The sequence below is a fragment of the Desulfuromonas sp. genome, assembly GCF_002868845.1.
In the GTDB taxonomy this organism is placed as follows: domain Bacteria; phylum Desulfobacterota; class Desulfuromonadia; order Desulfuromonadales; family BM501; genus BM501.
The window spans coordinates 13,088-37,577 of sequence record NZ_PKUB01000004.1; the positions used below are offsets into that span (position 1 = coordinate 13,088).

General features: G+C 64.4%; 17 protein-coding genes. 11 read left to right on the forward strand and 6 right to left on the reverse strand.

Annotation, left to right across the window (positions count from 1 at the left end):
• The first annotated feature begins 161 nt into the window (after nt 1-161).
• Nucleotides 162-4,673 (forward strand): EAL domain-containing protein, encoded by a 4,512-nt coding sequence (locus C0617_RS00895; RefSeq protein WP_291315138.1) that lies wholly within the window; start codon nt 162-164, stop codon nt 4,671-4,673.
• 309 nt (nt 4,674-4,982) lie between these two features.
• A complete protein-coding gene (locus C0617_RS00900; RefSeq protein WP_291315139.1) occupies nt 4,983-6,695 on the forward strand; it encodes a DUF6178 family protein in 1,713 nt (570 codons plus the stop codon).
• Between the two features lie 18 nt (nt 6,696-6,713).
• On the opposite strand, the gene C0617_RS00905 is transcribed toward C0617_RS00900, so the two are convergent.
• Entirely contained in the window at nt 6,714-8,513 is a 1,800-nt protein-coding gene (locus C0617_RS00905) for a methyl-accepting chemotaxis protein (RefSeq protein WP_291315140.1), read from the reverse strand.
• Nucleotides 8,514-8,742: 229 nt separating this feature from the next.
• A complete protein-coding gene (locus tag C0617_RS00910) occupies nt 8,743-10,476 on the reverse strand; it encodes a B12-binding domain-containing radical SAM protein (protein WP_291315141.1) in 1,734 nt (577 codons plus the stop codon).
• Between the two features lie 92 nt (nt 10,477-10,568).
• Between C0617_RS00910 and C0617_RS00915 the strand changes: the two genes are divergently transcribed.
• The 7 genes from C0617_RS00915 to C0617_RS00945 all read left to right on the forward strand — a co-directional run bounded on the left by C0617_RS00915 (nt 10,569) and on the right by C0617_RS00945 (nt 18,158).
• The gene (locus C0617_RS00915; RefSeq protein WP_291315142.1) at nt 10,569-11,897 is read left to right on the forward strand and encodes a radical SAM protein; all 1,329 of its coding nucleotides are present in this window, start codon (nt 10,569-10,571) and stop codon (nt 11,895-11,897) included.
• 53 nt (nt 11,898-11,950) lie between these two features.
• A complete protein-coding gene (locus tag C0617_RS00920) occupies nt 11,951-13,396 on the forward strand; it encodes a sensor histidine kinase (RefSeq protein ID WP_291315143.1) in 1,446 nt (481 codons plus the stop codon).
• The gene (locus C0617_RS00925) at nt 13,393-14,001 is read left to right on the forward strand and encodes a hypothetical protein (RefSeq protein WP_291315144.1); all 609 of its coding nucleotides are present in this window, start codon (nt 13,393-13,395) and stop codon (nt 13,999-14,001) included. The genes C0617_RS00920 and C0617_RS00925 overlap by 4 nt, the downstream gene beginning before the upstream one ends.
• An 11-nt stretch (nt 14,002-14,012) precedes the next feature.
• Nucleotides 14,013-15,368 carry a sigma 54-interacting transcriptional regulator gene (locus C0617_RS00930; protein ID WP_291315145.1) on the forward strand — a complete coding sequence of 452 codons (1,356 nt, stop codon included), beginning with the start codon at nt 14,013-14,015 and terminating at the stop codon, nt 15,366-15,368.
• Nucleotides 15,369-15,699: 331 nt separating this feature from the next.
• Entirely contained in the window at nt 15,700-16,149 is a 450-nt protein-coding gene (locus C0617_RS00935) for a hypothetical protein (RefSeq protein ID WP_291315146.1), read from the forward strand.
• A 91-nt stretch (nt 16,150-16,240) separates the two neighbouring features.
• The gene (locus C0617_RS00940) at nt 16,241-16,909 is read left to right on the forward strand and encodes a TIGR04211 family SH3 domain-containing protein (RefSeq protein WP_291315147.1); all 669 of its coding nucleotides are present in this window, start codon (nt 16,241-16,243) and stop codon (nt 16,907-16,909) included.
• A gap of 112 nt (nt 16,910-17,021) precedes the next feature.
• On the forward strand, nt 17,022-18,158 hold the full coding sequence (locus C0617_RS00945; RefSeq protein WP_291315148.1) for an FAD-dependent oxidoreductase: 1,137 nt from the start codon (nt 17,022-17,024) through the stop codon (nt 18,156-18,158).
• On the opposite strand, the gene C0617_RS00950 is transcribed toward C0617_RS00945, so the two are convergent.
• The 4 genes from C0617_RS00950 to C0617_RS00965 all read right to left on the reverse strand — a co-directional run bounded on the left by C0617_RS00950 (nt 18,155) and on the right by C0617_RS00965 (nt 21,790).
• Nucleotides 18,155-18,739 carry an ACP phosphodiesterase gene (locus C0617_RS00950; protein ID WP_291315149.1) on the reverse strand — a complete coding sequence of 195 codons (585 nt, stop codon included), beginning with the start codon at nt 18,737-18,739 and terminating at the stop codon, nt 18,155-18,157. The two genes, C0617_RS00945 and C0617_RS00950, sit on opposite strands and share 4 nt — an antisense overlap.
• 31 nt (nt 18,740-18,770) lie before the next feature.
• A complete protein-coding gene (locus C0617_RS00955; RefSeq protein WP_291315150.1) occupies nt 18,771-19,094 on the reverse strand; it encodes a hypothetical protein in 324 nt (107 codons plus the stop codon).
• A gap of 41 nt (nt 19,095-19,135) precedes the next feature.
• Nucleotides 19,136-20,326 carry a hypothetical protein gene (locus tag C0617_RS00960; protein ID WP_291315151.1) on the reverse strand — a complete coding sequence of 397 codons (1,191 nt, stop codon included), beginning with the start codon at nt 20,324-20,326 and terminating at the stop codon, nt 19,136-19,138.
• A 132-nt stretch (nt 20,327-20,458) separates the two neighbouring features.
• Nucleotides 20,459-21,790, reverse strand: a complete 1,332-nt coding sequence (locus C0617_RS00965) for a peptidoglycan DD-metalloendopeptidase family protein (RefSeq protein ID WP_291315152.1) — start codon at nt 21,788-21,790, stop codon at nt 20,459-20,461.
• Nucleotides 21,791-22,102: 312 nt separating this feature from the next.
• On the opposite strand from C0617_RS00965, the gene C0617_RS00970 reads away from it, so the two are divergent.
• Nucleotides 22,103-23,239 (forward strand): M20/M25/M40 family metallo-hydrolase, encoded by a 1,137-nt coding sequence (locus tag C0617_RS00970; protein WP_291315153.1) that lies wholly within the window; start codon nt 22,103-22,105, stop codon nt 23,237-23,239.
• 50 nt (nt 23,240-23,289) lie between these two features.
• Complete coding sequence (locus C0617_RS00975) at nt 23,290-24,459, forward strand: aminotransferase (protein ID WP_291315154.1); 1,170 nt, start codon at nt 23,290-23,292, stop codon at nt 24,457-24,459.
• Nucleotides 24,460-24,490 lie beyond the last annotated feature (31 nt).

A 24,490-nucleotide genomic window follows, 5' to 3' on the forward strand; every position in this document is an offset into this window, starting at 1 on the left:
TTTAAAAGGTGTTTTAAATACTTTACAAATTGCTTAAGAGTCTTGCCTGGGTTGTCGAAAAGAATGGCGTAAATTTAATTTTTTAAGTCGAGTTTGTAGCTTTTGCAAAATAGAAAAACGTTATATTGTTGGCCGGTCAAGTTTTTCTGCGGGGGGATGGAATGGGTTTGTTCAGCCTGAGGGGCAAGATGACGGTGGGCGTCTCCCTGCTGGTGGCGGGGACGGTTTCGATCATGGCCTTTTTTGCCCTGTCCTATTTCGGGCGGGGGCTGAGGACGACCCTGTCCGAGCAGCAGTTTTCCATGGTCTCCGCCCTGGCCGAGGAGGTCGATTCCAAGATCGTTTCCGCCCGGCAGGTCCTCATCGCCCTGGCCGGGCTCTTTCCCCCCGAAGCTCTGCAGGACCCCGCCCGGGCAGAGGAAATCCTCCGGGAGCACCAGGACACCCGCCCCATTTTCGACCACGGTCTTCACGTCTTTTCTGCCGACGGCACGCTGATGGCCTCCGTCCCGGAATTTCCCGACATCCAGGGAAAGAACTTCACCCACCGCCGCTATTTTCAGAGGACCCTGGCCTCGGGGGAGCCCCATGTCTCCGAGCCTTTCTTTGCCGCGCATCAGGGGCATCATCCCCTCATCATGTTCACCGTCCCCATCTACCAGCCCGACGGTCGCCTGGCCGGGGTGATCGGAGGAAGCCTCGACCTGCTTGGCGACAACTTTCTCGGGCGGATCGACAATAGGCATTTGGGGGGTGAGGGGTATCTTACCCTGATCAACGCATCGGGAGCTTTCGTCGTACACCGCGACCCGGGCGAGATCCTCCAGCCCAGCCCCAAAACGACCTACGACCCCCTGTTTCAGAAAGCCCTCGCAGGATACGAGGGGACCGGGGAGACGGAAAACGCCGAGGGCCTGCGCTCCATTGCCGCGGTCAAAAGACTGAAGGCCAAAGACTGGCTGCTGTGGGGAGAGCGGCCCGCGAGGGAGGTCTTCGCCCCGGTGGCCAAGGCCCGGGAGTATTTCCTTGCGGTCGTGGTTGTCATGGTGGGGATGGCGGTTCTGGGCGTCTGGTTTTTCATGGACTTCTTCACCGGCCCACTGCAGCGCCTGACCGAACACGTCCGGGGGATCACCGGAGCAGAAGATCCCCTTCCGCCCGTCGAGATGTCCCGGAAGGATGAGATCGGGACCCTGGCCCTGGCCTACAATGCGATGCTCGCCGACCTTCACACCCAGAAGGGGCGGCTCCAGGGACAGCTGCACTTTTTCCAGGTGCTCATCGACACCATGCCCAACCCCGTCTTTTACAAGGATGCCGAGGGGGGCTACCTCGGCTGCAACACGGCTTTCGAGAAATATATCGGCATCCCGCGGGAGGATCTGCTCGGCAAGACGGTCTACGACGTGGCCCCGACGGAACTGGCGGAGGTTTACGACCGGGCGGACCGGGAGCTGCTCGACGCAAAAGGATCGCAGGTCTACGAAACCTCGGTGGCCTTCGCCGACGGAACGACCCGAGAGGTGATCTTCTACAAGGCCACCTTCCCCGACCTCGATGGCGCCCTCGGGGGAATGCTGGGGACCTTCCTCGACATTTCAGACCGCAAGCTGGTGGAGCGGCAGCTCGAGGAGCAGCGACAGTTCTCAGACGCCCTCCTGCAGAATTCGGCGGTCCCCACCTTCGTTCTCGACACCAAACACCGGGTCATTCTCTGGAACCGGGCCTGCGAGGAACTCACCGGCATCCGGAGCGGGGAGATCCTCGGTACCGATGGCCACTGGCGGGTCTTCTACGACCACAAGCGTCCCTGCCTGGCCGATTTGGTAGTCGACGGCAGCCCCGGGATGGGGCAGGACCTCTACGAGAAATTCGGCCCCTCGGGGCTCCTTCCCCAGGGGTTCCAGGCCGAGGGCTGGTATCCCGACCTCAACGGCAAGGAGCGCTACATCTTCTTCAACGCCGCCCCCATCCACAACAGCCAGGGGGAATTGACGGCGGTCATCCAGACCCTGGAGGACATCACCGAGCGCAAACGCTCTTCCCAGGACCTCGAGCGCTCCCTTTCGCTGTTGCGGGCCACCCTCGAATCGACGGCCGACGGTATCGTCGTGGCCGACCGGGAAGGGAACGTCGTTATCCACAACAAGAAATTCGTGTCCATGTGGGGGCTTGAGGGGGAAGACGCCGGGGTGAAGGTCTGCGAGCAGGTCATGGGGCGGGCCCTGGACCAGTTGCAGGAGCCAGAGGCCTTCATGGCCAAGACCCGGGAACTTGCCGACCGGCCCGAGGAGGAGAGCTGGGACACCCTGCGCTTCAGGGACGGCCGTGTATATGAGCTGCTCTCGGTGCCCCAGCGCGTCGGCGGGGAGACGGTCGGCCGGGTCTGGAGCTTCCGGGACGTTACCGAGCGCTGGCACACCCTGGACCAGCTGCGCAAGGTCTCCCGGGCGGTGGAGCAGAGCCCGGCCTCGGTCATGATCACCGACACCGCCGGCCTCATCGAGTACGTCAACCCCAAGTTTGCCCTTTTGACCGGTTACGCGCCCCGGGAGGTGCTCGGGAGAAATCCGAGTTTCCTGAAATCGGGCCGCATGTCACCGGACGATTACCGGCGCATGTGGCAGGCCATCACCGGGGGAACCGAGTGGCGGGGCGAGTTTCTCAACCGGAAGAAGAACGGGGACCTTTACTGGGAGTCGGCTATCATCGCCCCGGTCAAGAGTTCCGAAGGGACCATCACCCATTACGTGGCGGTCAAGGAGGACATCACCGCGCGCAAGGCGGCCGAGAAGCGGCAGCAGTTGGCCACCAAGGTCCTGCAACTGCTGGCCCTTCCCGCCGGGACCGAGGAGAAGATCTACGATTTCCTGCGCCTGATCAGGACATACCAGGGGTTCGAGGCCCTCGGGATCCGCCTCCAGGAAAACGGCGACTACCCCTACTACAAGACCCTCGGCTTCTCCGAGGAGTTCGTTCGGGCCGGGAAGGCCGACGGCCTGTGCGGAACGGTTCTGAGCGGGGAAACGGATACCTCGTGGCCCTTCTACACCGAAGGGGGAAGCTTCTGGACCAACAATGCCTCGGAACTGCTCGCCTCCGAAGGTTCCGAGGACTTCCGGGCCGCGACCGGCAGGCGCTGGGCCGTCGACGGCTATGAATCGATCGCCCTCATTCCCCTGCGCTCCGGCACGGGCATTATCGGCCTGCTCCAGTTCAACGACCGCCGCCGTGGGATCTTCGACCTGGAGACGATCGAATTATTCGAGCGGCTCGGCTCGAGCATCGGTATCGCCCTGGAGCGGCAGAAGACCGAGGAGACCCTGCGCGACAACGAGAAGCGCCTTTACCACCTGGCCCATTACGACGCGCTGACCAATCTGCCCAACCGGCTGCTGTTTCAGGACCGCCTGCAGCAGGGGCTTCACAAGGCCCGCCGCGGCGGTCAGAAACTGGCCGTCATGTTTCTCGACCTGGATCGGTTCAAGAACGTCAACGACTCCCTGGGGCACGAAATCGGCGACCGCATGCTGCAGGCCGTCGCCCGGCGTCTGCGGGAGCAGGTGCGCCAGGCGGACACGGTCGCCCGTTTCGGCGGGGACGAATTCGTCATTATGCTCGAGGCCGATCAGGACATCCAGGAGGTGGTCCTGGTGGCCAAGAAGATCCTCCAAAGCCTGCAGCGGCCCATCGAACTCGATGAGCACCAGCTCTACGCCTCGGCCAGCATCGGCATCAGCCTCTTCCCCGCCTACGGCGAACAGGTGGAGGGGCTGGTCCAGTGCGCGGACGTGGCCATGTACCGGGCCAAGGAGCAGGGGCGCAACACCTACCAGTTCTACACTCCGGACATGAACGCCCGGGTGCATGAAATGCTGCTGCTCGAAAACAGCATGCGCCGGGCCCTGGAGCAGGAGCAGTTCGTCCTGCACTACCAGCCGCAGGTCAATCTCAGCTCCGGCGAGGTCATCGGTCTCGAGGCTCTGGTGCGCTGGCAGCATCCGGAACGGGGCATGGTTCCCCCCGGGGATTTTATTCCCCTGGCCGAGGAGACCGGCCTGATCGTGCCCCTCGGCGAGTGGATCCTGCGCTCGGTGTGTGCCCAGATCGGCTCCTGGAGGAAGAAGGGGCTGCCCCCCGTGCGGGTGGCGGTGAATATCTCCGGGCGCCAGTTCCAGCAGCCGGAGTTTGTCGACACCGTCGACCGGGTCCTGGCGGATACCGGTCTCGACCCGCAATGGCTGGAGCTTGAGATCACCGAAAGCGTCGTCATGGCGAAGGTCGAGCAGACCATCATGACCCTGACCGATCTCAAGATGCGCGGCATTCGCATGGCCATCGACGATTTCGGCACCGGCTACTCGTCGCTCAGCTACCTGAAGCGTTTTCCCATCTCCGCCATCAAGATCGACCGCTCCTTCGTGCGCGACATCACCTCCGATGCCAACGACGCCTCCATCGTCTCCTCGATCATTGCCCTGGCCCACGGCATGAACCTGGAGGTGGTCGCCGAGGGGGTGGAAACCGCCGAGCAGAAAATCTTTCTTCAGGCCAGGGAGTGCCAACACGGGCAGGGGTACCACTTCTGCCGCCCCGTGCCGGCGGGGCAGGTTGAGGATTTCCTGCGCAGCAAGGTCCAGGGGGGACCTGTGCCGTTGCGGCTGACTTCGTGACGAGAACCTTGTCTGCTATTCGTTGCAACGAGGGTGACACAAAGAAGGGCGGCTTAAAGGGCCGCCCTTCTTTGTGGCTCAAAACCATGAGCTGGGTCTTTGGGCCTCTCTGAAGGAAATGTGCGGTGCCAATGGGCGCCGCCTTTTCAGAGGCGGAGCAGGCTTTTAGCGAAAGTCCGGGGCTGCAGGAGGGGGAACCCTTGGTCTCTATCCTAAGGAGGAGCATTTCCCGGCTTGACCTGATCCGCTTGCTGCATTACATTGTCCTCCCCGTGTTGAAAAAGGACGAAAGTTCAGGAGTTTATTATCATGGCCAAAATTGAACTGCCCCCCCGGAAAAAGGTGCGCCACCTGACCCTGCTGAGGGAATCCCGGGCCATCACGCCCCAGGAATTCAACGCTCTCGCCTTCGAGGAGCGCATGGAGATGGTCCGTGTCGCTCATGGGCGACAAAAATACGATTTGATCCTCGATGCCCGGGACGCCGAACGCCTGGTGCAGCGTCTGCCGGCGCAGGAGGTTTACATCCTGATCAAGGAACTGGGCAGCGAGGACGTTCCCGAACTCCTCGCCCTGGCCAGCACCGAGCAGTTCACGGCTTTCCTCGATCTCGACTGCTGGAAGGAGGACATCCTCGACGGGGAGGCTTGCCTGCGCTGGCTGCAGCCCCTCCTCGATGGCGACGATGAAGAGAGAGTTCTTCGGATGGCCCTGGAGCTTGACCTTGAGCTGCTGGCGTTGATGATGCAGAAGTGGGTCACGGTGACCTTCGGCCCCGAGGACTACGGGGACGACGAGGAAATGCAGGCCGCGCTGGCCGGTTCGGGGGGATACCAGCTCGAATACCGCGACTCGGAGAGCGCCAAGCTGGTCGGAGGTTTTCTGGAGCTCCTTTTCCGGCGGGTGCCCGAATTTTACGGGCGCCTTCTGCAGGGGGTGCGCTGGGAGATGACCTCTCCCCTGGAGGAGACGGTCTACCGTTTCCGGGCGGGGCGCCTTCTAGACCGCGGATTTCCCGATCCCTTCGAGTCCCTCGCCATCTACAGCTACTTCGCCCCCGAGAGCTTCGAGGCGGACCGCTGCCGCAAGGTGGCGGTGGAGCCTGGGGAAAGGGGGGTGGAGGCGCCCGGATTCGTGCTGACGGCGGCCTCGCCCCGAGACCTGCTGGCCGAGATCGTGGCCGGCGGCGTCGGCCCGGAAATCTGCTGGGAGCTGACCTACCTCATCAACAAGGCGATGAGCGCCGACCGGGTCGATGTGGGAGACGTCTCCCAGGTCGAGGCCGGCGCCGGAACGGTGTACCGCTACCTCAACATCGCCCTGGAGCACCTTTCCGGGGGGGACCTGGGCAAGGCGCAGGATCTTTTCGACGGGGTGGGCCTCGAATACCTGTTCCGACTCGGATTCAGCCTCACCCTGGATCTGCAGCAGCGCAGCCGGAAGGTCCGCCGCTCGGCCCTCGGTCCCTACCTCGATGGTCCCTTCCGGGCCCTGGTGGCGGGGCTGGACCGGAAAAAGCCCCAGTTCTTCTCCGGTATCGAGGATGAGAGCCGGGGCGGGGAGCGCCCCTTCGCCAACCTTTCTGACCTGTCCCGCGCGGGGCAGTGGCTGGATCGCCTGGAGGTCCAGCAGCGGCTCTTCGAGGAGCGTTTTCCCTTCGAGTTGCCGGTCCCCGAGGCTCTGTGCCTGGAAGGATGCCTTCCCGATGCGGGAGAGGATGTGGCCCTTTCCGAAATATTCCTCACCGCCCTGGCCAACCGGATCCTGGGGCGGGACTTTCTTCCCACCCCGATACCCGAGGAGGAGATTGCCGCCCTCCACGCCAGGGCCTGCGCAGGGGGGAAGGTGGTCGAAGATCTGCGCCGGGAAACTGTGCAATGGCTCGACTCCCTGGAGCCCGGCAGCGGGGCCTTCGGGGCCTATTGCCTCGACCTGTGGGAGGAGGAATTCTGTTCCCTTCGGCCGGACCAGCTCGACCCGCGCTATGTCGGCGGCATCATCGTCCGCCTGGGACCGGCCTGACCCTCCTGGCCGCCTCACTCAGCTCTCGAGCAGCACCTTGGGGTCGAAGCCCAGTCGCACCGCGCCCCAGTGCCGGTCGGCGATCTCTATCGGCATGGAGAGATCGCTCAGGACCTCTCCCGTGTCCCGCATGTAGGTCTGCAGCAGGAAGGGGTTGCGGTTCTTGGCGCCCCGGATGCCGGTCTGGTCGCTGAAGATTCGCTTGTTCCGGCTGTGCACCAGGTCGATTTGCGGATCACCGCTGGGCGGGCGGGAAAACCTGCTGTTGTGGGTCGGGCCGTAGCCGTTGACGTCAACGGCGAGGGAATAGACGCTGCCCTGAACCGTCTTCAGGAGGCGGTCGTAGAGGGGCTGGAGCATCCCCTCGAGGTGGGTGTCGTAGGCGGTGTGGAACTTTGGGGGGTGGCTTCCCTCGATCGGCCGGTAGTTTCGGTCGAAAATGTCGATGCCTTTCTCCCGGGCGGAAGCCAGGGCGGCTTCGACCTGGTCCCGGAACTCCCGGGTCGCGTCGATGATCTTTTCGAAATAGCCCTCTCCGACCCTGAACCGGGCCACCACCTCCTGCATCTTTTCGGTCCCCGATTTCAGCTTCCGGGAAAGTTGTTCGGAAGTGCCCATCAGCCGGGTGACGTTGAGGCTGAAGTCGTTGATCCCCGAAACCTTTCCGTGAATATCCTCGTTGGCCCGTGAGAGCTGCCCCACCGCGGCGGTCGTCTGCTCGAGCTGGCGGACGTTTCCCTCGAAATCCCCCATCATTTCCCGAAAACTGTCGCACGATTTGACCACCGCCTCCTGGGTGCTCTCGGCATGGCAGCGGGTTTCCTCCGATTCGGTCAGGGAGGTCTCCAGGTGGCCGAGCATGGCGTTGATTTTCTCCTCGATGTTTTCGCTTGCCGCGTTGACCTGCTCCGCCAGTCTCTTGACCTCTCCGGCCACGATGGCGAAGCCCCTGCCCGCGGCTCCCGCCCGGGCCGCCTCGATGGCGGCGTTCAGTGCCAGCAGGCTGGTCTGGGAGGAGATGGACCGGATGGTGCCGAGGATCTCCTTGATATTCGCCGAATCGGCGGCCATCGTCTTTATGGTCTGGTCATGTTCGGAGATCTTCTCCGTCATCGACTGAATGTTTCCGTTCACCTCCATCAGTTCCTGAAAGGAGGACCGGGCCGTCTCAAGGTTGCGGGCGGTGGAGCCGGATATGGCCCGGACGCTCCGGGAGACCTCGCCGAGGGCGTCCGTTGACTCGTTGCTCAAGGCGAAGACGACGTTGGCCAGCTCCCCCTGTTTGCCGGCATGTCCCGAAGAGCTCTCCACCTTGCCCGCCAACTGGGCGGAGTGGACCGCGATGTTGAGACCCCTTCGGCGCATCGAGAGGAGGGTGCCCTTGATCTTTTCCAGGAACAGGTTGTAGTTCTGCGCCAGGGTGCGGAACTCGTCGAAGGTGGCCGCCTCCAGACTGACAGAGAGGTCCCCCTCGCCAGAGGCGATCTCTGAGAGGGAGTTGCTCAGGCGCCGGACCGGGCGGACCACCAGAAAGCGCAGGAACAGGACGACGGCCGCCAGGGCAACTGCCGAGAGGAGCCAGATGCCGATCCCCAGCCGCAGGGACGTCTCGGCGATCGCGCTCAGGGCCGCCGCCTTCTCCGGGGCTGACTCCGTCCCCTCAAGGATATCCCTGATGGCACGGTGGCTCCAGAATGTCAGGGCCAGGAAAAGCCCTTGCAGAAGAAGGAATACGGAGAGGTTTCCGGCCAGCTTTTTTGTGAGGGAATTGAAGAAGCTCTTCTCGAGAAAAACGTAGAGTGATTTGAATAAGTCCATGCCCCCTCCAAGCGTAAAACAGTGTTTGTGTATTTATTTATCGGGCTTCGGCGGCGCATCCTTTAGCTCTTTTTGGGGTGGCGAGGGAAAGGCGGAGTATGAAGCAGTTCGCTCCTGGGGGAGTGGAAACGGATTTGCACCTGGAGGGGGAGAACGGGGTGTGGAGGATTCGATTCGGAAAGGGGGACTTGTCGCTGCCTGAGTGCCTGGGGCATATGCCCCAACCACCCTAGAGGGGGATGTCCCGCACCTCGAGGCCGCTCCCGCTTCGGGTGAGGTAGAGGAAGAGTCGGACGTGGCGTCCGGGCAGGTCGGGCAGGCGGGCGAAGGCCGCCGCGAAGTGCTGCAGCTTGATCCCCCGGCCCTTGATTCGGTCGGTCTCCTCCCGGACTCGCTCCCGGACGAGACGCTTCTCCTCTTCGGTCAGTTCGGTGTCCAGAAATTCCGGGGCCTTGCCGGGGACGACCCGCTCCGAGAGAGCGAAGTCGCGGCCGAGGTGCTCGCGCAGGGATTCGCGGGCCTCGTCCCTGAATCCGTTTTTCACGAATTTCCAGATCTTCTCGAACACTCCCCGGCGGGAGAGGGGGAGGCGGAACAGCCCCTCGACCCGCCAGAAGAACTCCAGTTTCTCCAGGCCGGCTGCCAGAGAACCGCAGACCTTTCCCAGTTCTCCGAGGAATTTCGGGAAGCACCCGCTGTTGTAGGTGAGATCGAGCAGGCGGCTGAGACCGCGCAGGCGTTCCAGGTCTTCGAAACTGAGTTCGGGTGTGCCGAGGACGGCGTAGGGCGGGTTGGGGTCAAAGCGGATGCCGAGCTTCCCGGCGTCCAGTCGCAGGGGAGAGCCGGGGAGCAGTTTGACCGGTTCCACCTGCAGGTGGTGGGGGTGCAGGGCGGCGACGCGGTCGATCGAGGAGAGAAACCCCTCGTATCCCTCCCCGGGCAGGCCGATGATGAGGTCGAGGTGCAGGTGGATATTGCCCGCTTCCCGCAGGCGCCGCACGTTCTGCTCCAATCGCTCCAGGGAGGCCCGGCGGCCGATGGCGTCGAGGGTTTCGGGGAGGGGGGACTGGACGCCGATCTCGAACTGGAACATCCCCTTCGGGACGGTCTTCAGCAAATCCAGCGTGGCCCCGTCGAGGAGGTGGGCGCCGATCTCGAAGTGAAAGCGGGTGGCGTCGTTGTGTTTCAGGATAAAGGCGAAGATCTCCCGCGCCCTGTCGGCATCGTAGTTGAAGGTGCGGTCCACCAGCTTCACCTGGGGGACCTTCCGCTCCATGAGCCGGCCGAGGTCGCTTTCGATCCGCTCCCGGGAGAAGGAGCGGACATTGTCGTCGAGCGAGCTCATGCAGAAGGCGCAGCGGTAGGGGCAGCCGCGGCTGCTCTCGTAATATACGTAGCCCCGGGAAAGGTCGGCGAGGTCGGAGGCGAAAGGCGAGGGGAGGGCGTCGAGATCCTCAAGGGGCGGCCCGTCCGGGCCTTCGACGACCTCTTCGCCCCGGCGCCAGGCCAGGCGCGGCACCCCGGAGGGCTCTTCCTCCCGGTTCCAGGCGCGGAGCAGGCCCTCCAGGGGGATCTCCCCCTCGCCCCGAACGATGGCCGAGACGCCGGGGTGGGCGCTGAACAGCTCCGGCCCATCATAGGAGACCTCGGGGCCTCCGAGCACGATTCGGATGCCAGGGCGGGCCACGGCCAGGGCGTCGGCCAGTTCGAAGGTTTCGCGCCGGTTCCAGAGGTAGACCGAGAAGGCGATCACGTCCGGTTCGGCGGCCAGCAGGTCGGCGAGCACGTTCTGTTTCGGTTCGTGGACGGTGTATTCGCGTATCGCCAGCTCTCCGCACTGCCGGCCGCAGTAGGCGGCGAGGCAGGGCAGGGCCAGGCTGGGGTGGATGTACTTGCTGTGGAGGGTGGCCAGGACGGTGCGCATGGACAGAGCATAGCGGAGCGGACCCTCGGAGAAAAGCAAATTCTGGCGGGCGCTCTTTGGCTTGAATTGCTTTGCCGACCCCGTTTGTGGTATGTTGCGATGGTTTGAATCTCTCTGAATAACGGGAACTTATGACAACGAAACGTACCATTCTCGCGGTTGTGGCCGACGCCTCCGGGGAGGTCTTCGAGCACCCGGAGCTTCTGATGGCGGGGATGAACGGCCCCGATCCCCGCCTGCCCCGGGAGGACGAACTCATTCCCCTGCCGGAGGGCAGCCGCCTCTTCACCCTCCCCGGCACCTCCCCCATCGGCTTCGACCGCAAGCGCCGTCGCCTCGTCACCGCCGAGCGGCTGCCCCGCTCCTGGGGCGGCGGGGAGATCCAGGCGGTCTCCGCCTTTATGGCCCCGGCCTTCACCCGCACCCTGCTCCCTGCCGCTGACTATCGCAGCCAGGGGGAGACCCTTCCCCTGTGGGCCTACACCGCGGTCGGGTGGTGCGTGGAGGAGGAGCGCTTCTACGTGGCCGGCGCCCGCGTCGACCGCAGCGACCAGTGGCATCCGGACCGGTTTGATGACCGCCTCCTCGACCCACTGGTGCGCAAGGCCCTGAAGGCGGCGCCCGAGAACCGGCTTCTCGAGCAGCTCGCCCGCTGCGCCGTCGACTATCACTGCTTCGCCGCCAAAAATCTCTTTTTCAGCCGCTGGGAGGCTCCCCTGCCGATCTCGCCTGCCTGCAACTCGCGCTGCCTCGGCTGTATCTCTCTCCAGGAGTCCGACTGCTGCCCCTCCAGCCAGGAGCGCCTCTCCTTCGTCCCCAGCGTCGAGGAACTCTGCGAGGTGGCCGTGCCCCATCTCCAGAAGGCGGAAAACGCCATCGTCTCCTTCGGCCAGGGCTGCGAGGGCGACCCGATCCTCCAGGCCGATACGGCATGCGCCGCGGTGCGGCGGATGCGCCAGGCAACCTCCCGTGGTACTATTAACTTCAATACCAACGGGTCGATACCCGACGCCGTGGACAAATTGGCCGAGGCTGGGGTCGATTCGATCCGATTCTCCCTCAACTCGGTGCGGGAGGAACTCTACAACGCCTATTACCGGCCCCGCGGCTACACCTATGGCGACGTTCTCGAGTCGTTGCGTCGGGCCCGCCGAGCCGGCCTGTTCATCATGCTCAACTACCTCGTCTTCCCCGGCGTGAGCGACCAGTCCGAGGAGGTCGAGGCCCTTGTCCGCCTGGTGGAGGAATTCGGGGTGGACATGGTGCAGCTGCGCAACCTGAGCATCGATCCGCAGCTCTACTTGCGGGCCACGGCAGTGGCCGGAGCGGGGATCGGCATGAAGGCGATGATGGACGGGGTCAAGGCCAGGGTGCCGCGCCTTCAGTACGGATATTTCAACCGCACCCGGGAGTCCTTCTTCCCGTCCGGATTCGAAACAGACTGGCCCCTGCCGCCCTGAGCCTCCTGAGGTCCGTTCGGCAGGGCTGTGTCCCCTCAGCCTTGCCGAGGCCTATGCGATTCTACCGCCCCAAATCCTTTTTGATCCTGGTCCTGCTGGGCTTCGTCTTCGTCTCCCTGCCGCTGATCGTGGCCCTGGTCCATGCCGAATTCTCCATGGGGACGCTGGCCAAGCAGAGTGCCCAGGCGGTTTACCGCTCGGTCAACGCCACCCAGAGCGGCCGCATCCTGGTCGATAAAATTCTCGACCTCGAGCGCAAGGCCCGCCAATTCGACGTTCTCGGCGACCCCGGACTCATGGAGGACGTCTCCGCCATCCACCGCGAAATCGAGAGGACCATGGCCCACCTTCTCGCCATTCCCCTCGCGAAGAGCCAGGTCAAACGCCTGGAGGCCCTGCAGGCCGGCGAACGCCGGGCGGTGGAGACTCTCCGTAACGAGCCGCGCGGCTCCGAACGGCAGAAGGCCTCGCTGCAGAGTTTCGCCGAACTTCATTCCCTGGCCAACACGGCCTACACCGAGAGCTTCGACCTCATCGTGCGCGAGGTCGACGCGACCCAGAAGGCCACAGAAAGGGCCCAGCAGGTACTTCTGTGGCAGGCGGCGGCCCTCGTTCCCCTGGCGGTGCTGTTCGTGTCCATCTTCACTCATCTGATCTCCCGGCCTATCCAGCAGATCGACAGGGCGATTCGCCGCCTCGGGGAGGGGGATTTCTCCTCTCCGGCCCGGGTCGCGGGGCCGCGGGACCTGGAATTTCTCGGCGAGAGGCTGGACTGGCTGGGCAAGCAACTGGGCGATCTGGAACGGGCCAAGAGCAAGTTCGTGGCCCAGGTCTCCCACGAGCTGAAGACGCCCCTGGCGTCCATCCGCGAAGGAGCCGAGCTGCTCGTCGACGAGGTCGTCGGCCCTCTCAACGGTCAGCAGAGGGAGGTGACCCGGATTCTGAACAAGAACAGCCAGGAGCTGCAGAAACTCATCGAGAACCTTCTGGGCTTCAGCAGGCTCGGCGCGAAGATCGCCCCTCTGAATCCCGTTCCCGTGGAGCTGGACGAACTGGTGCGCAGGGTGCTGACCGATTACCGGCTGGTGGTTCGCAAAAAGAGCCTGAAGCTCGACCTGGACCTTTCCCCCGTGACGGTCCTGGGGGACCGGGAGCAGCTCAAGACGGTGGCCGACAACCTTATCTCCAATGCCATGAAGTACACCCCACCGGAGGGGCGCATCGCCATCATGCTCGGCAAGGACGGGGAGCGCGCATTGCTCGACGTGACCGACTCGGGCCCGGGCATTCCCCCCGAGGAGCGGGAGAGCGTCTTCGAGCCTTTTTACCAGGGACGGTCGGTCCCTTCGCCGGGCCATCTCAAAGGGACAGGCCTGGGGCTTTCCATTGCCCGGGAATTCGCTTTTGCCCACGGCGGCAGCCTGCGCCTGATGGACGAGGGCGAGCTTGGGGCCCATTTTCGGGTGAACCTGCCCTGCCGGAAAGGTGAGGAGGCATGAAGCGTCGCGTCCTGATCATGGTGCTGCTGCTGGCCGCGGTCCAGATTGCCCTGGGGGCAGGCTGCGCGCGCCTGGAAAACCTCCATCCCTTCGACTTCGGTGCTGTCGAAAAGGCGGCCCCGGCCCCTTCGGGGGCTGAAGAGGTCCTGATCTTTCTGCAGTATGTTCAGGGGCTGCCCGCGCAGGAGCAGGCGAGGGAGTACGACCGGTACCGGGCTTCGTTCGAGGAGAACGGGGCACCCGGGGACCGGCTCATCCTGGCCTGCCTGGCCCTTCTTCCGGGCAAGTCTTTCAGTGATCGGGAATACTCCTTGCAGTTGTTGGAAGGCTATCCCGGCGGCGGGTCCGTCGAGAAGGATGGCATGGACGGCCTGGCCGGTCTGCTCGTCCTGCTCGCTGCCGACCATTTGCGGGCCGACGCGGAACGGGTTCGCTTCAAAAGGCAAAACCGGGTCTTGATCGAGAAGCTGGGGAGCCTCGACGAGCTGGAACGCACCCTGGAGCAGGAGCGGGAGCATACCAGGGAGCTGTCCCGCCAGTTGAAGGAACTCAAGGCCATCGAGGACATCCTCACCGACCGCGAGCGGAGAGGAGTGTCTCAATAGACGGGAGTATCATGTCCGCTGAAGCGAAACGCATCCTTCTGGTCGACGACGATCAGGACCTGCTGCGTCTTTTGTCCATGCGTCTGCAGAGCGCCGGCTACGAGGTGATCTGCGCCGAGAGCGGGGAGGAGGCCCTCGGGCTCTTTCCCGTCGCCCACCCCCACGTCGTTATCTCCGACCTGCGCATGGAGGGCATGGACGGCATGGCCCTCTTCGATGCCATCCGCACGTCGAACACCTCCATCCCGGTCATCATTCTCACCGCCCACGGCTCGATTCCGGAGGCCGTGGCCGCCACCAAGCGCGGGGTCTTCTCCTTCCTGACCAAGCCGGTTGACAGTAAGGGCCTGCTTCGCGAGATCGGGAAGGCCTTCAACCTGACAGCGGCGGGGGAGGGGGGCGAGGGATCCGGGCCGGAGGGGCTCTGGCGGCGGGAGATCCAGACCCGGAGCCCGGTCATGGAAAAGCTCCTGAGCCGTGCGAAACTGGCCGCGGAGAGCGACTCGAGCATCCTTATCCGCGGGGAGAGCGGAACCGGCAAAGAGCTTTTCGCCCGGGCGATTCACCGGGCCAGCCACCGCGCCTCGGGGCCCTTCGTGGCCGTGAACTGTGGCGCCATTCCCGATGCCCTTCTCGAATCGGAACTGTTCGGCCACACCAAGGGGTCTTTTTCCGGGGCGGTCAAGGATTACCCGGGGCTCTTCAAGTCGGCCCACGAGGGGACCCTCTTTCTGGACGAGATCGGCGACATGCCCCTCGCTCTCCAGGTCAAGCTGCTGCGGGTACTGCAGGAGAAACAGGTGCGCCCCATCGGGGCCACCAAGGCTTTTCCCATCGATGCGCGCATCATTTCGGCGACCCACAGGGACCTTGAGTCGGAGATTGTCAACGGCAATTTTCGCGAAGACCTCTTCTACCGGCTCAATGTCGTCTCGCTCGAACTTCCCACACTTTCCCAGCGGCGGGAGGACATCCCCCTGCTGGCCGATCAGTTTTTGCGTTCTCTGACGGTCAAAACCGGCAAAAAGGTCAACCGGTTTTCTTCCGAGGCCATGGAGGAACTGATGGCGGCCCAGTGGCCCGGCAATATCCGCCAACTGCTCAACGCCGTGGAGCAGGCCGTGGCTCTGGCCACAACCCCGGTCATCCCGGCCGACCTCCTCTCCAGCGCCATTCGGGAAAACCAGGAAAAGGTTCCCTCTTTTGCCGAGGCCCGTCGCAATTTCGAGCAGGAATACCTGGTGCGGCTGCTGAAGATCACCGGGGGGAACGTGACCCAGGCCGCGCGCCTTGCCAAGCGCAACCGGACCGACTTCTACAAGCTTCTGCAGCGCCATCACATCGTTCCCAGCATGTTCAAATCCTGACCGCCTTTTCCCGTCTCCCCCCTTTGCGCTGTCGCTTGACGGCGACATTCTCACCGTCCCTTCAGAAGGTCCCCCGCTCGCCCCTTGTTGCCGGTCCTTTCTGCAATTTCTGCCGAGTGTTCGTTGTTGCGTCGCCATTTGGGGACACTTTTCCGATTTTTTGGCCTCTGGAGGCCGGTCTTCGGAGCCCGGACGGCCTCCGGAGACCGGCCGAAGGGCTTCTGGCATGCAGGTTGCTCCACAGGCTTTCATTCGGCCGGAATGCGGCCGGTTGCGATCATCCCCGACTTGGAGCGGAATCGCGTCCTGATATGCTGAAAAGGAGATTGCCATGAGTCCAGGTGTTCGTCTCGGATTGGTTCTGCTCTGTGCTCTGGCCAGCGTGCTCGTCGCCTTCGCCCATCCCCTCCGGGGGGGGCAGGCGGGGCAGCCCCGGGCCGGGGGAGTCTCTTCGGTCGGAATCCACACCTCCCTGGTTGACGGATACCGGTTCGAGTACCGCATCGCCCATTCCCGGGCGGTCTACGGAAGTCGGCCCGGAGCCAGCCCGGAGTTGATGCTCGTCATCACAGACCCCGGCGGAGTCGGCGTGGCCAATGCCGCGGTCCGGTACATCGTGGTGGGTCCGGACGAGACCCGTCTGCAGGCAAGGGCCCTGCCTTTAGACGGGGGGTATGGGGCCGGGATTTTCTGCAAGGAGGCCGGAGCCTACCTGGTGGAGACCGAAGCGGTGACGGAGCGGGGCATTCTGCAGGACCGTTTCGGGTTTGAAGTGCGATAAGCGGGGGCCATTTTTAGCGTGCCCATATAATGAGAAGTTGTGGTAATGTAATGAGAAATACATTTACGAGGGGGGAAAGATTAACTACCTGTTGGGCCTCTGCTGTCTGCTCGTGTGCGTGTTCGCAGCCCCGGCGGTGCCCGCCGCTGCGGACACGCTCTATGTCTCCGACCAGTTGGTCATTACTCTGCGTCAGGGCAAGGGGACTCAGTACAAAATCCTCAAGTCCCTCAAGACCGGTGACCCCGTCGAAGTGCTCGAGGAGGGTGAACGGTACCTGAAGGTTCGCGCCCGGGGCGGAGAAGAGGGCTATGTGCTCAAGCAGTACTTGAGCAGGGAAACCCCCAAGTCGAAGGTCATCTCACGGCTGGAGAAGGAACAGCAGCGCCTGAAGGACGAATTGGCCAAGGCCCGGCAGCGCGGGGACGAGCTGACCGCACAGAGCCGGGACTCCGGAGCGCGGGCGAAGGGTCTCGAGCAGAGCCTGGGGCAGAAGGAAAAGGACCTGGGGACTCTTCGGGAGCAGTTCGAAGCCCTTCAGCGAAAATCAGCCGACGTGGTCCGGATATCCGAGGAGCGTGACAGCCTCGAAACGGAAAACACCCGCCTGCAGGTCGAGGCCCAAAGCCTTCGGTCGGAAAACGAAACCCTTTTGCGCACCGGCATGATCAAATGGTTCCTGGCCGGAGGCGGGGTCTTTTTCATCGGCTGGGTGGTCGGAAAGGTGTCCCGCAAAAAACGCCGGGGCAGCTTCTCCTGAGGGCCGGCCGATTGCGCCGCACCCGTTTCGCGGCACCAAATTCGAACTCGCCGCTTCGTCCGGCGCCGGGGCCGACCTGCACCATCGAGGCTCTCCGGCAGATAGGTAGATCATGGCAAAAGTCCTGCTCCTTGTCGGAGGCGGGCACGCCCATCTGAGTGTCCTCGCCGGGCTGAAAAAGGTGGTCAGAGGGGGGCACCGGGCGATTCTCGTCAGCCCCGGGGACTACCACTATTATTCGGGCATGGGCCCCGGAGTCCTGGCCGGGACTTACCGGCCGGCACAGGCCCGTTTTCACCTTCGGCGGATGGTACAGGAGCGGGGCGGGGTTTTTCTCAAGGGCGAGGCGGTGGGGATCGACCCGGAGCGGCGCACCGTGAGGCTGGCTTCCGGCGAAGAGTTGGGCTATGACGTTGTCTCCTTCAACGTCGGAAGCGAGGTGGTCGCCGACCGGCTGGAGGCGGCCGGAGAAGCCGTCGTCCCGGTCAAGCCGATCACCAACCTTCCGGCGGCTCGGCGGCGCATTTTGGAGGGGCTGGCGCAAGGGCCCCTTCGTCTGGTGGTGGTAGGAGGGGGCCCGGCGGGATTGGAGGTCGCGGGAAATCTCTGGCGCCTCGGCCAGGCTGGACGGGGGCGGCTCGGCATCACTCTGGCCTCCGCCCACGGGCTGCTGTACGGCTTTCCTCCCCGGGCCGGGACCCTGGCCAGAAACTCCCTGGCCGCCCGCGGCATCCGGTTTCTGGAGGGAGAGCGGGTTCTGAAGGTCGCCGGGGGGCAGGCTCTCCTGTCGGGCGGCTCGACCGTGCCGTGTGACATCGCGATCCTCGCCGCCGGCATCCGGCCTCCCTCTCTGTTCGGAACATCCGGGCTTCCGGTCGGGCCCGACGGGGGGTTGCTGGTCAACGATTATCTGCAGAGCGTCGCTTTCCCGGAAATTTTTGGCGGCGGCGACTGCATCCATTTTCAGCCCCGTCCCCTGGCCCGGGTCGGGGTCTACGCCGTGCGCCAGAACCCCATCCTCTTCCACAACCTGCGGGCCGCCCTCGGTGGGGGAGCACTCAGGCCGTTTCGGCCGCAGAAGGATTACATGCTCATCTTTAACCTGGGGGACGGCCGGGGTATCCTGCGCCGCAAGGGCTGGGTGTGGGACGGTCATCCCGCCTGCCTGTTCAAGGACTGGATCGACCGTCGCTTCATGAAGAAATTTCAGCTCTCCGGCGAAGCCCGGGAGGCGGGGGACGATATTTAACCCTCGTGGGGAAAGCACCGTACGAAGTCTTGGGCCTCCGGCAGGAAGGCCCTGAAATCATCCTCCAGTCCGGCATAGTTTTTCTCCAGCTCCGCCAACCCCAGGCCGAGCGGGTTCGGACGCCGCAGCCGCGAGGATACCCGCTCCAGAACCCTTCCGATAACATCCATCTCTCTGTAGGAAACGAGCCAGTTGTGGGCAATCATGGCCGAGGCCGTGCTCTTCATCGGAGCCGGAAGGCTTCCGGCGTGATTCTCGAGAACGGCGTAGACGCGCCGGGCGAATTCGGGCAGGGGCTCCGAGCCGTAGCGCTCCCAGTTCCGGGCCATGAAGTGGTCATAGAAGATGTCCACCAGGATGCCCCGAAAATAGCCGTAGGAGTCGCAAATCCGGCCCTTGCTGGATCGAAAGGCGGGGTGGGATTCGGCGAAGACGTCCACCTTGCGGTGAAGCACGATGCCGCGCCTGACCCCCGGCGCGAAGCTCTCGCCGATCCGGCCCTTGACAAAATCGCCCATGAGGGTGCCGAGCAGGCATTCGGGGGTCGGATCGGACAGGTAGAGGTGGACCAGGTAGTTCACGGCGGCTAAAGGCCTGGCGATAGGGTTGCGTTCATAGGGGCTCGGCCTGAAGGATCTCGACCTTCCTGCCCCACATGTGGAAGCCGATGGTTTTTTCCATCGGGCGAACCCTCAGCCGGACCTTTTTTCCGTCCCGGCGCAGTTCGGCGGGCAGATCGACCGGGTCGTACCGCATGCCGTCATCGCCGAGGATGCCGAAAAATCCCCCCTCCATTTGAAGGAAGACGACCGTCCCGGTAATTTCCAGAATTGATTGGTTCGTCAGCGATTGGGCGGGCCGGGTTTCCGAGCCGGCAGGGGCGCAACAGCCTGCCAGAAACAGAAGGGCGGCAGAGACGGCGAGGAATCTTTTCATGGCGGACTCCGGTCGGGCCTGCCGAATAAAGCGGCCCGGGGTTACGAGCTCAGAATCTTGGTGCGGAGGATCAGGATTTCGTAGGCCATGGCCGCCTTGGTGGCGATCCGTTGCAGGTCGAGCAGGCGTCCGCTCAGTTCGCTGTTGCCGCCGTCCACGTAGAGGATAGCGACGATCCGGCCCATCAAGGTGACCGGGACGAGCAGGGCCGCCTCGGGCATTTTTCCTCCGAACTGCTGAAGGAGCATGGAGTTCAGGGGGGATGGGGTGACCGGCCCGAGATAGAAGGCCTTGCTTGTGGCAACGGTCTGGAGCAGGGAAGGCTCTTCCAGGGGCATCTCGACTTGGTCGAAGCCGGCAACGGGCCGTCCGTTCTTGGTGGCCTTCCAGCCGCTGGCCGCAGCCCCGCGGACCAGGAACAGGGCCCCGCGGGAAAACTCCCGGCCGAGGTAGCCGGCCAGGGCCTCGGTGATATCGTCCCGGTCGCGGGCCTCGGCCATCTGCTCCGCCACGGACTCCAGGTTCTGGGGCCGTTCTGCGGCCGGAGCCGCCTCTGCGGCAACGGGAGAACCCTGCGCCGGGCTGGAGAGCGAGGGAAGCGGCTCGGGGGGGGCTTCCGCCAATCCGGGCATCTCCTCTTCCGGTCCCGAATCTTCCCAGAGAGGCTTGAACTGCGGTCCCGCAGGGGTCTGCCCCAGTTCGCTCGCCGCCTCTTCGAGCGGGGCGCTGCCTGCGCCGGAGCCCGGGCTGCTCTTTTGTCCCCCCACCTTGCTCGTCGTCTGGATGTAGCGGCGCTTTCGCTCGACCTGGTAGTGCTTCTCCAGGGCCAGGATCAGCCTGATCTCGGGGACCACCACGGGCCGGATGACGTAGCCCGTGCGAAAGGCGATTTCGTCGATGGCCTTGAGGTCCGAGGGGTCGGCCATGGCCAGGTAGAGCCTGCGGTTGTCAAGGCGCAGGTGGATGACCTTGTGCTTCCGGGCCATCTCCTTGGGAACCCTCTGGAGGGTCTGTTCCGGAATCTTCATCAGTCGGTTCGGTGGATCGACGAAGGGAACCCCCATCTTCTTGCTCAGCACCCGGGCGATTTCACCCTCTTCGAGCAGATCCATTTCGATCAGGTTGGTGCCGAGCCGGCCTCCGAAAATGACCTGGTATTTCAGGGCCTCCTCGACCTGGGTGGAGGTCAGGAGCTTTTCCCGAATCAGCAGTTCTCCGAGTTTGATAGGCATGAGAACCTCCGCGAACCTGGAGGCCGGACCTGGCTGCCGCCCGTGGGGGCGGCCTGCGAGGGTGCGTCCGGCCTCAAAAAGGTTAAGTCTTTTTGGGCAATTGTCCAGTGGGGAAGGGCCGCGCCGCCAGGGTTAATCGGAAAGCTCGAGCTTCCCCGGCCCGGAGGCCATGGAGGCGGCGACCCGGGTATCCTCTTCGCGCCCTTCCAGGCGCGCCAGCAGAGGAGTGATCGCCGTCTTGAACTCGGCCATGTGCTCCTTGGAGATCGGCGGGGCCGCGGCCATCTTGACCCGGTTGGGGTTGACCGGCGAGCCGTTCTTGTACATCCGGAAGCAGAGGTGCGGGCCGGTGGCGAGGCCGGTGCTGCCCACGTAGCCGATCGTCTGGCCCTGCCGGACCTTCTTCCCCTTGCGCATCCCCTTGGCGAACCCCTTCATGTGCAGGTAAAGGGTCTCGAAGGAGTTGTTGTGGCGGACCTTGACGAAGTTGCCGTTGTACTTGGTATAGCCGATCTTGATGATCGTCCCGTCGCCGACGGTCTTGATGGGGGTCCCGGGAGAGGCGGCGTAGTCGATGGCCGGGTGGGCCTTCCAGGTCTTGGTGATGGGGTGAAAGCGCCGCAGGGTGAAGCCGGAGGAAATGCGCGAATAGGACAGGGGGGCCTTCAGGAAGGCCTTGCGCAGGCTTCTGCCCTGTTCGTCGTAGTAGGAAACGGGGCGGTCGCCGTCCTTGAACAGGAAGGCCTTGAAGGGGGTCCCCTGGTTGGTGAACTGCGCCGCGAGGACCTGTCCGTAGCCGGCCGGTTCCCCCTCCCGAAAGCGCTTCTCCACGAGGGCGAGGAACGAGTCGCCCTTGCGGATGTCGCGGATGAAGTCCACGTCCCAGGCGAAGATGTCGGCCAGGGCCATGGCCAGTTCGGCGTTCTCGCCGGTTTCGGCGACCGCCTCGAAAAGGCTGGTGTCGATGGTGGCGCCGACCAACTCGGTCTCCACGCTATACTCGATGGGGATTCGGGAGACGCTCAGGTCCTCCCCCTCGTTGCTGATAATCAGCTGGTCTTCCCGGTCGATGTCGTACTCGAAGCGGTCAAAGGCCCCGTCCTCCAGACAGAGCGTGTAGGGCTGGCCCGCACAGATGCCGGTCAGGGGGAAAATCTTGCGGCTCTTCTGGTTCAGGTCGTGCAGCTCCTGGGGGGTCAGGTAGCCTCCCAGCAGGGCGGTCAGGGTGTCGCCGGGGTTGATCGTTCCCTCGATGGCCTCCCGGCGGATCTCGGGGGCCGGCGGGGCAGCCGGCTCCATCGTCAGTGGGACCGTGCCGGCCTCCGTGGCGGGGGGCGAAGGGCGATCGAAGAGCAAGGGCGTCACGCATGCCAGGATCAGCACGGCCGCGGCCAGGGGAATCCGCCAACGGACGAGGCGGGCTTTGGCCGCGGACTTGCTTGGGGGATTGAAGTCGAAATTCACAGGTATATTCCGTGCCGGAGCATTCGCCGGGAGACCGGGGGCCCCTCATTCTTGCGGTTTGACAAAACAGTTCACAATCGCCGCATGTTACCAGCTTCCTGCTCCTTTTGTCCAGAGGTTGTCTCGGCCCCGAAGCGGTTTCCCGCGGGGGGGGAGGGGCGCTTTCCGCCGGGCCGGGAGGCAATTTTGTTGCAAAGTAGGAAAAGGACCAGTATACACAAGGGAAATCTGTCGCTGGTTGGAGTCGTTGAACGGCTTTTCGGGGCGGGCGGCGGCCTTCGAAGTCATAATGTTTCGTGATGGGAGAGGTTCATGATCAATACGGAGCGTCTGTCAGGGGAGTTCGCCCGCCTGGCGTCTATTGCCAGTCCCTCCTTCCGGGAAGGGGAGCTCTCCCGCTACCTGGCAGAGCGCCTGCGCCGCCTGGGTGCGGAGGTTGCCGAAGACGATGCCGGAGACCGCACCGGGAGCGAAGCCGGCAACCTGATCGGCCGCCTTGCCGGATCCAAACCGTCGGCCGAGCCCCTGCTTCTCGCGGTGCACATGGACACGGTCAGTCCCGCCGACGGTGTGAGGCCGGTTCTGAGAAAAGGGGTCTTTACCAGCGCCGGGGAGACGGTGCTGGGGGCCGACGACAAGGCCGGCATCGCCGAGATCATCGAGGCCCTCGAGGTGGTTCGTGAGCAGGGGATCGCCCACGGTCCGATCGAGATCGTGGTTACGGTCTGCGAGGAGGTCGGCCTGCTCGGGGCCAAGGCCCTCGACCCCGAAAGACTCCGCTCCCGCCGGGGCCTGGCCCTCGACACCGCGGGGGTCGACCTGGTCGTCTACCGCGCCCCCTGCGCCAATAAGCTCCGTTTCACCATCACCGGACGCGAGGCCCATGCGGGCATCGCGCCCGAGGCGGGGATTTCCGCGATCGAGGTGGCGGCTCGGGCCATCGACCGCATGCCCCTGGGGCGCATCGACCCCGAGACCACCGCCAACATCGGTATCATTCAGGGCGGTTTGGCAACCAACATCGTGCCGCGGACGGTAGTTCTGGAGGGCGAGGCGCGCAGCCACGACCCGGCCATGCTCGAGACCCAGACCCGGGCCATGGTCGCCTGCCTGGAGGAGGCGGCCAGCGCCTTCGAACGCACCATCGACGGGACCGCCGTGCGCCCCGAGGTGACAGCCGAGGTTCTGGCCGACTACCCCCGGATGGCCGTCCCCCGCGATGCGGGGATCATCCGCCTGGTGGAGGAGGCCTCGGCCGCCCTCGGGCGCGGCGTGGCGGTGGAGGTGGCCGGAGGCGGCAGCGACGCCAACATCTTCAACGGCTTTGGGATCGAGACGGTGATTCTCGGCACCGGGATGACCGGCGTCCACACCACCGGAGAGTCCGTGGCGGTCAAGGACATGGTCCGCGTGGCCGAACTGCTGGTGGAGATCATCCGAGCGGCCTGACCTGAACCTCCCGCCGGCGCAGGCGGGATAGCTCTTCACGAAGGAATGCGATGAAGTTCCCTGTCTCCGCCCGGGTCGCGCAGCTCCCTTTCCCCCCCATCTCCGAAGTCAAGGGCTGGCTCGCAGGAAGGGTCTTCCCGGAGGACAGGCCCCTGGTCGATCTGTGCCAGGCCGTTCCGGACTACCCCCCGGCCGCGGAGTTGACCGACCACCTCAAGGGGCTGCTCTCCGACCCGCTGGTCTCGAAATACACTCCCGACGAGGGCCTGCCCGAGGTGCGCGAGGCGGTCTGCGCCCGCTACCGCAGAATGTACGGCGCGGGCCCCTCCGGCGGGCAGATCTGCCTGACCGTCGGCGCCAGCCAGGCCTTCTGGCTGGCGATGGTCGTGCTGTGCCGGGAGGGGGACGAGGTAATCGTCCAGCTTCCCGCCTATTTCGACCATCCCATGGCCCTCGGCGCCCTCGGCATCCGTCCCGTCTATGCCCGCCCGGCCGGCGGCGGGAGCGGGCTATCCGAAGCGGAGGCCCTGGCAAAGCTCGTCACTCCCCGGACCCGGGCGATCCTGCTCGTCTCCCCCAGCAACCCCACAGGGGCCGTCCTCGCCCCGGCGACCCTGCGCCGCATTTTCGAACTGGCGCGGGAGAAGAACATCGCCCTGGTCCTGGACGAAACCTACAACGCCTTTATCGACGGGCCGTCCCACGGGCTTTTCTCCGACCCGGCCTGGACAGGCCATTTCGTTCACCTGGCCTCCTTCGGCAAGACCTATGCCCTGACCGGCTTTCGGGCCGGGGCCCTGGTCGCATCCGAGGGGTTCATCCGCCAGGCGCTGAAGGTCCAGGACACCATGGCGGTCTGCCAGCCCCGCATTACCCAGGAGGCGCTGCGCTACGGGTGCGACGCCCTGGACGGCTGGGTCGCATCGAAGCGGGCCGTTATGCAGCGCCGCCACCAGCGCTTCCGGGAAGAATTCCTCCGGCCGGGCAACCCCTTCGGGCTGGCCGCCAGCGGCGGCTTCTTCGCCTGGGTCACGCACCCCTGGGAGGGAGAGACGAGCCGGTCGGCGGCCCGCCGCCTCGCTGACGAGGCCAACATCGCCTGCCTGCCGGGGGCCGCTTTCGGGCCCGGCCTCGAGGGTTTCCTGCGGCTGGCCTTCGGTAACATCCGCGAGGAGCAGATTCCGGCCGCGGCGGCGCGTTTTCGGGACTTGCCCCGGTAAAGGGCAGCGAGTTCCATGCTTCACGAAGCCC

What these genes read in the sequence shown, in the direction of transcription:
- C0617_RS00960 (WP_291315151.1), bottom strand. Translation starts at nt 20,326, where the DNA reads ATGCCTATCAAACTCGGAGAACTGCTGATTCGGGAAAAGCTCCTGACC.
- C0617_RS00945 (WP_291315148.1), top strand. Translation starts at nt 17,022, where the DNA reads ATGGCAAAAGTCCTGCTCCTTGTCGGAGGCGGGCACGCCCATCTGAGT.
- C0617_RS00955 (WP_291315150.1), bottom strand. Translation starts at nt 19,094, where the DNA reads ATGAAAAGATTCCTCGCCGTCTCTGCCGCCCTTCTGTTTCTGGCAGGC.
- C0617_RS00900 (WP_291315139.1), top strand. Translation starts at nt 4,983, where the DNA reads ATGGCCAAAATTGAACTGCCCCCCCGGAAAAAGGTGCGCCACCTGACC.
- C0617_RS00935 (WP_291315146.1), top strand. Translation starts at nt 15,700, where the DNA reads ATGAGTCCAGGTGTTCGTCTCGGATTGGTTCTGCTCTGTGCTCTGGCC.
- C0617_RS00915 (WP_291315142.1), top strand. Translation starts at nt 10,569, where the DNA reads ATGACAACGAAACGTACCATTCTCGCGGTTGTGGCCGACGCCTCCGGG.
- C0617_RS00970 (WP_291315153.1), top strand. Translation starts at nt 22,103, where the DNA reads ATGATCAATACGGAGCGTCTGTCAGGGGAGTTCGCCCGCCTGGCGTCT.
- C0617_RS00975 (WP_291315154.1), top strand. Translation starts at nt 23,290, where the DNA reads ATGAAGTTCCCTGTCTCCGCCCGGGTCGCGCAGCTCCCTTTCCCCCCC.
- C0617_RS00925 (WP_291315144.1), top strand. Translation starts at nt 13,393, where the DNA reads ATGAAGCGTCGCGTCCTGATCATGGTGCTGCTGCTGGCCGCGGTCCAG.
- C0617_RS00895 (WP_291315138.1), top strand. Translation starts at nt 162, where the DNA reads ATGGGTTTGTTCAGCCTGAGGGGCAAGATGACGGTGGGCGTCTCCCTG.
- C0617_RS00920 (WP_291315143.1), top strand. Translation starts at nt 11,951, where the DNA reads ATGCGATTCTACCGCCCCAAATCCTTTTTGATCCTGGTCCTGCTGGGC.
- C0617_RS00930 (WP_291315145.1), top strand. Translation starts at nt 14,013, where the DNA reads ATGTCCGCTGAAGCGAAACGCATCCTTCTGGTCGACGACGATCAGGAC.
- C0617_RS00905 (WP_291315140.1), bottom strand. Translation starts at nt 8,513, where the DNA reads ATGGACTTATTCAAATCACTCTACGTTTTTCTCGAGAAGAGCTTCTTC.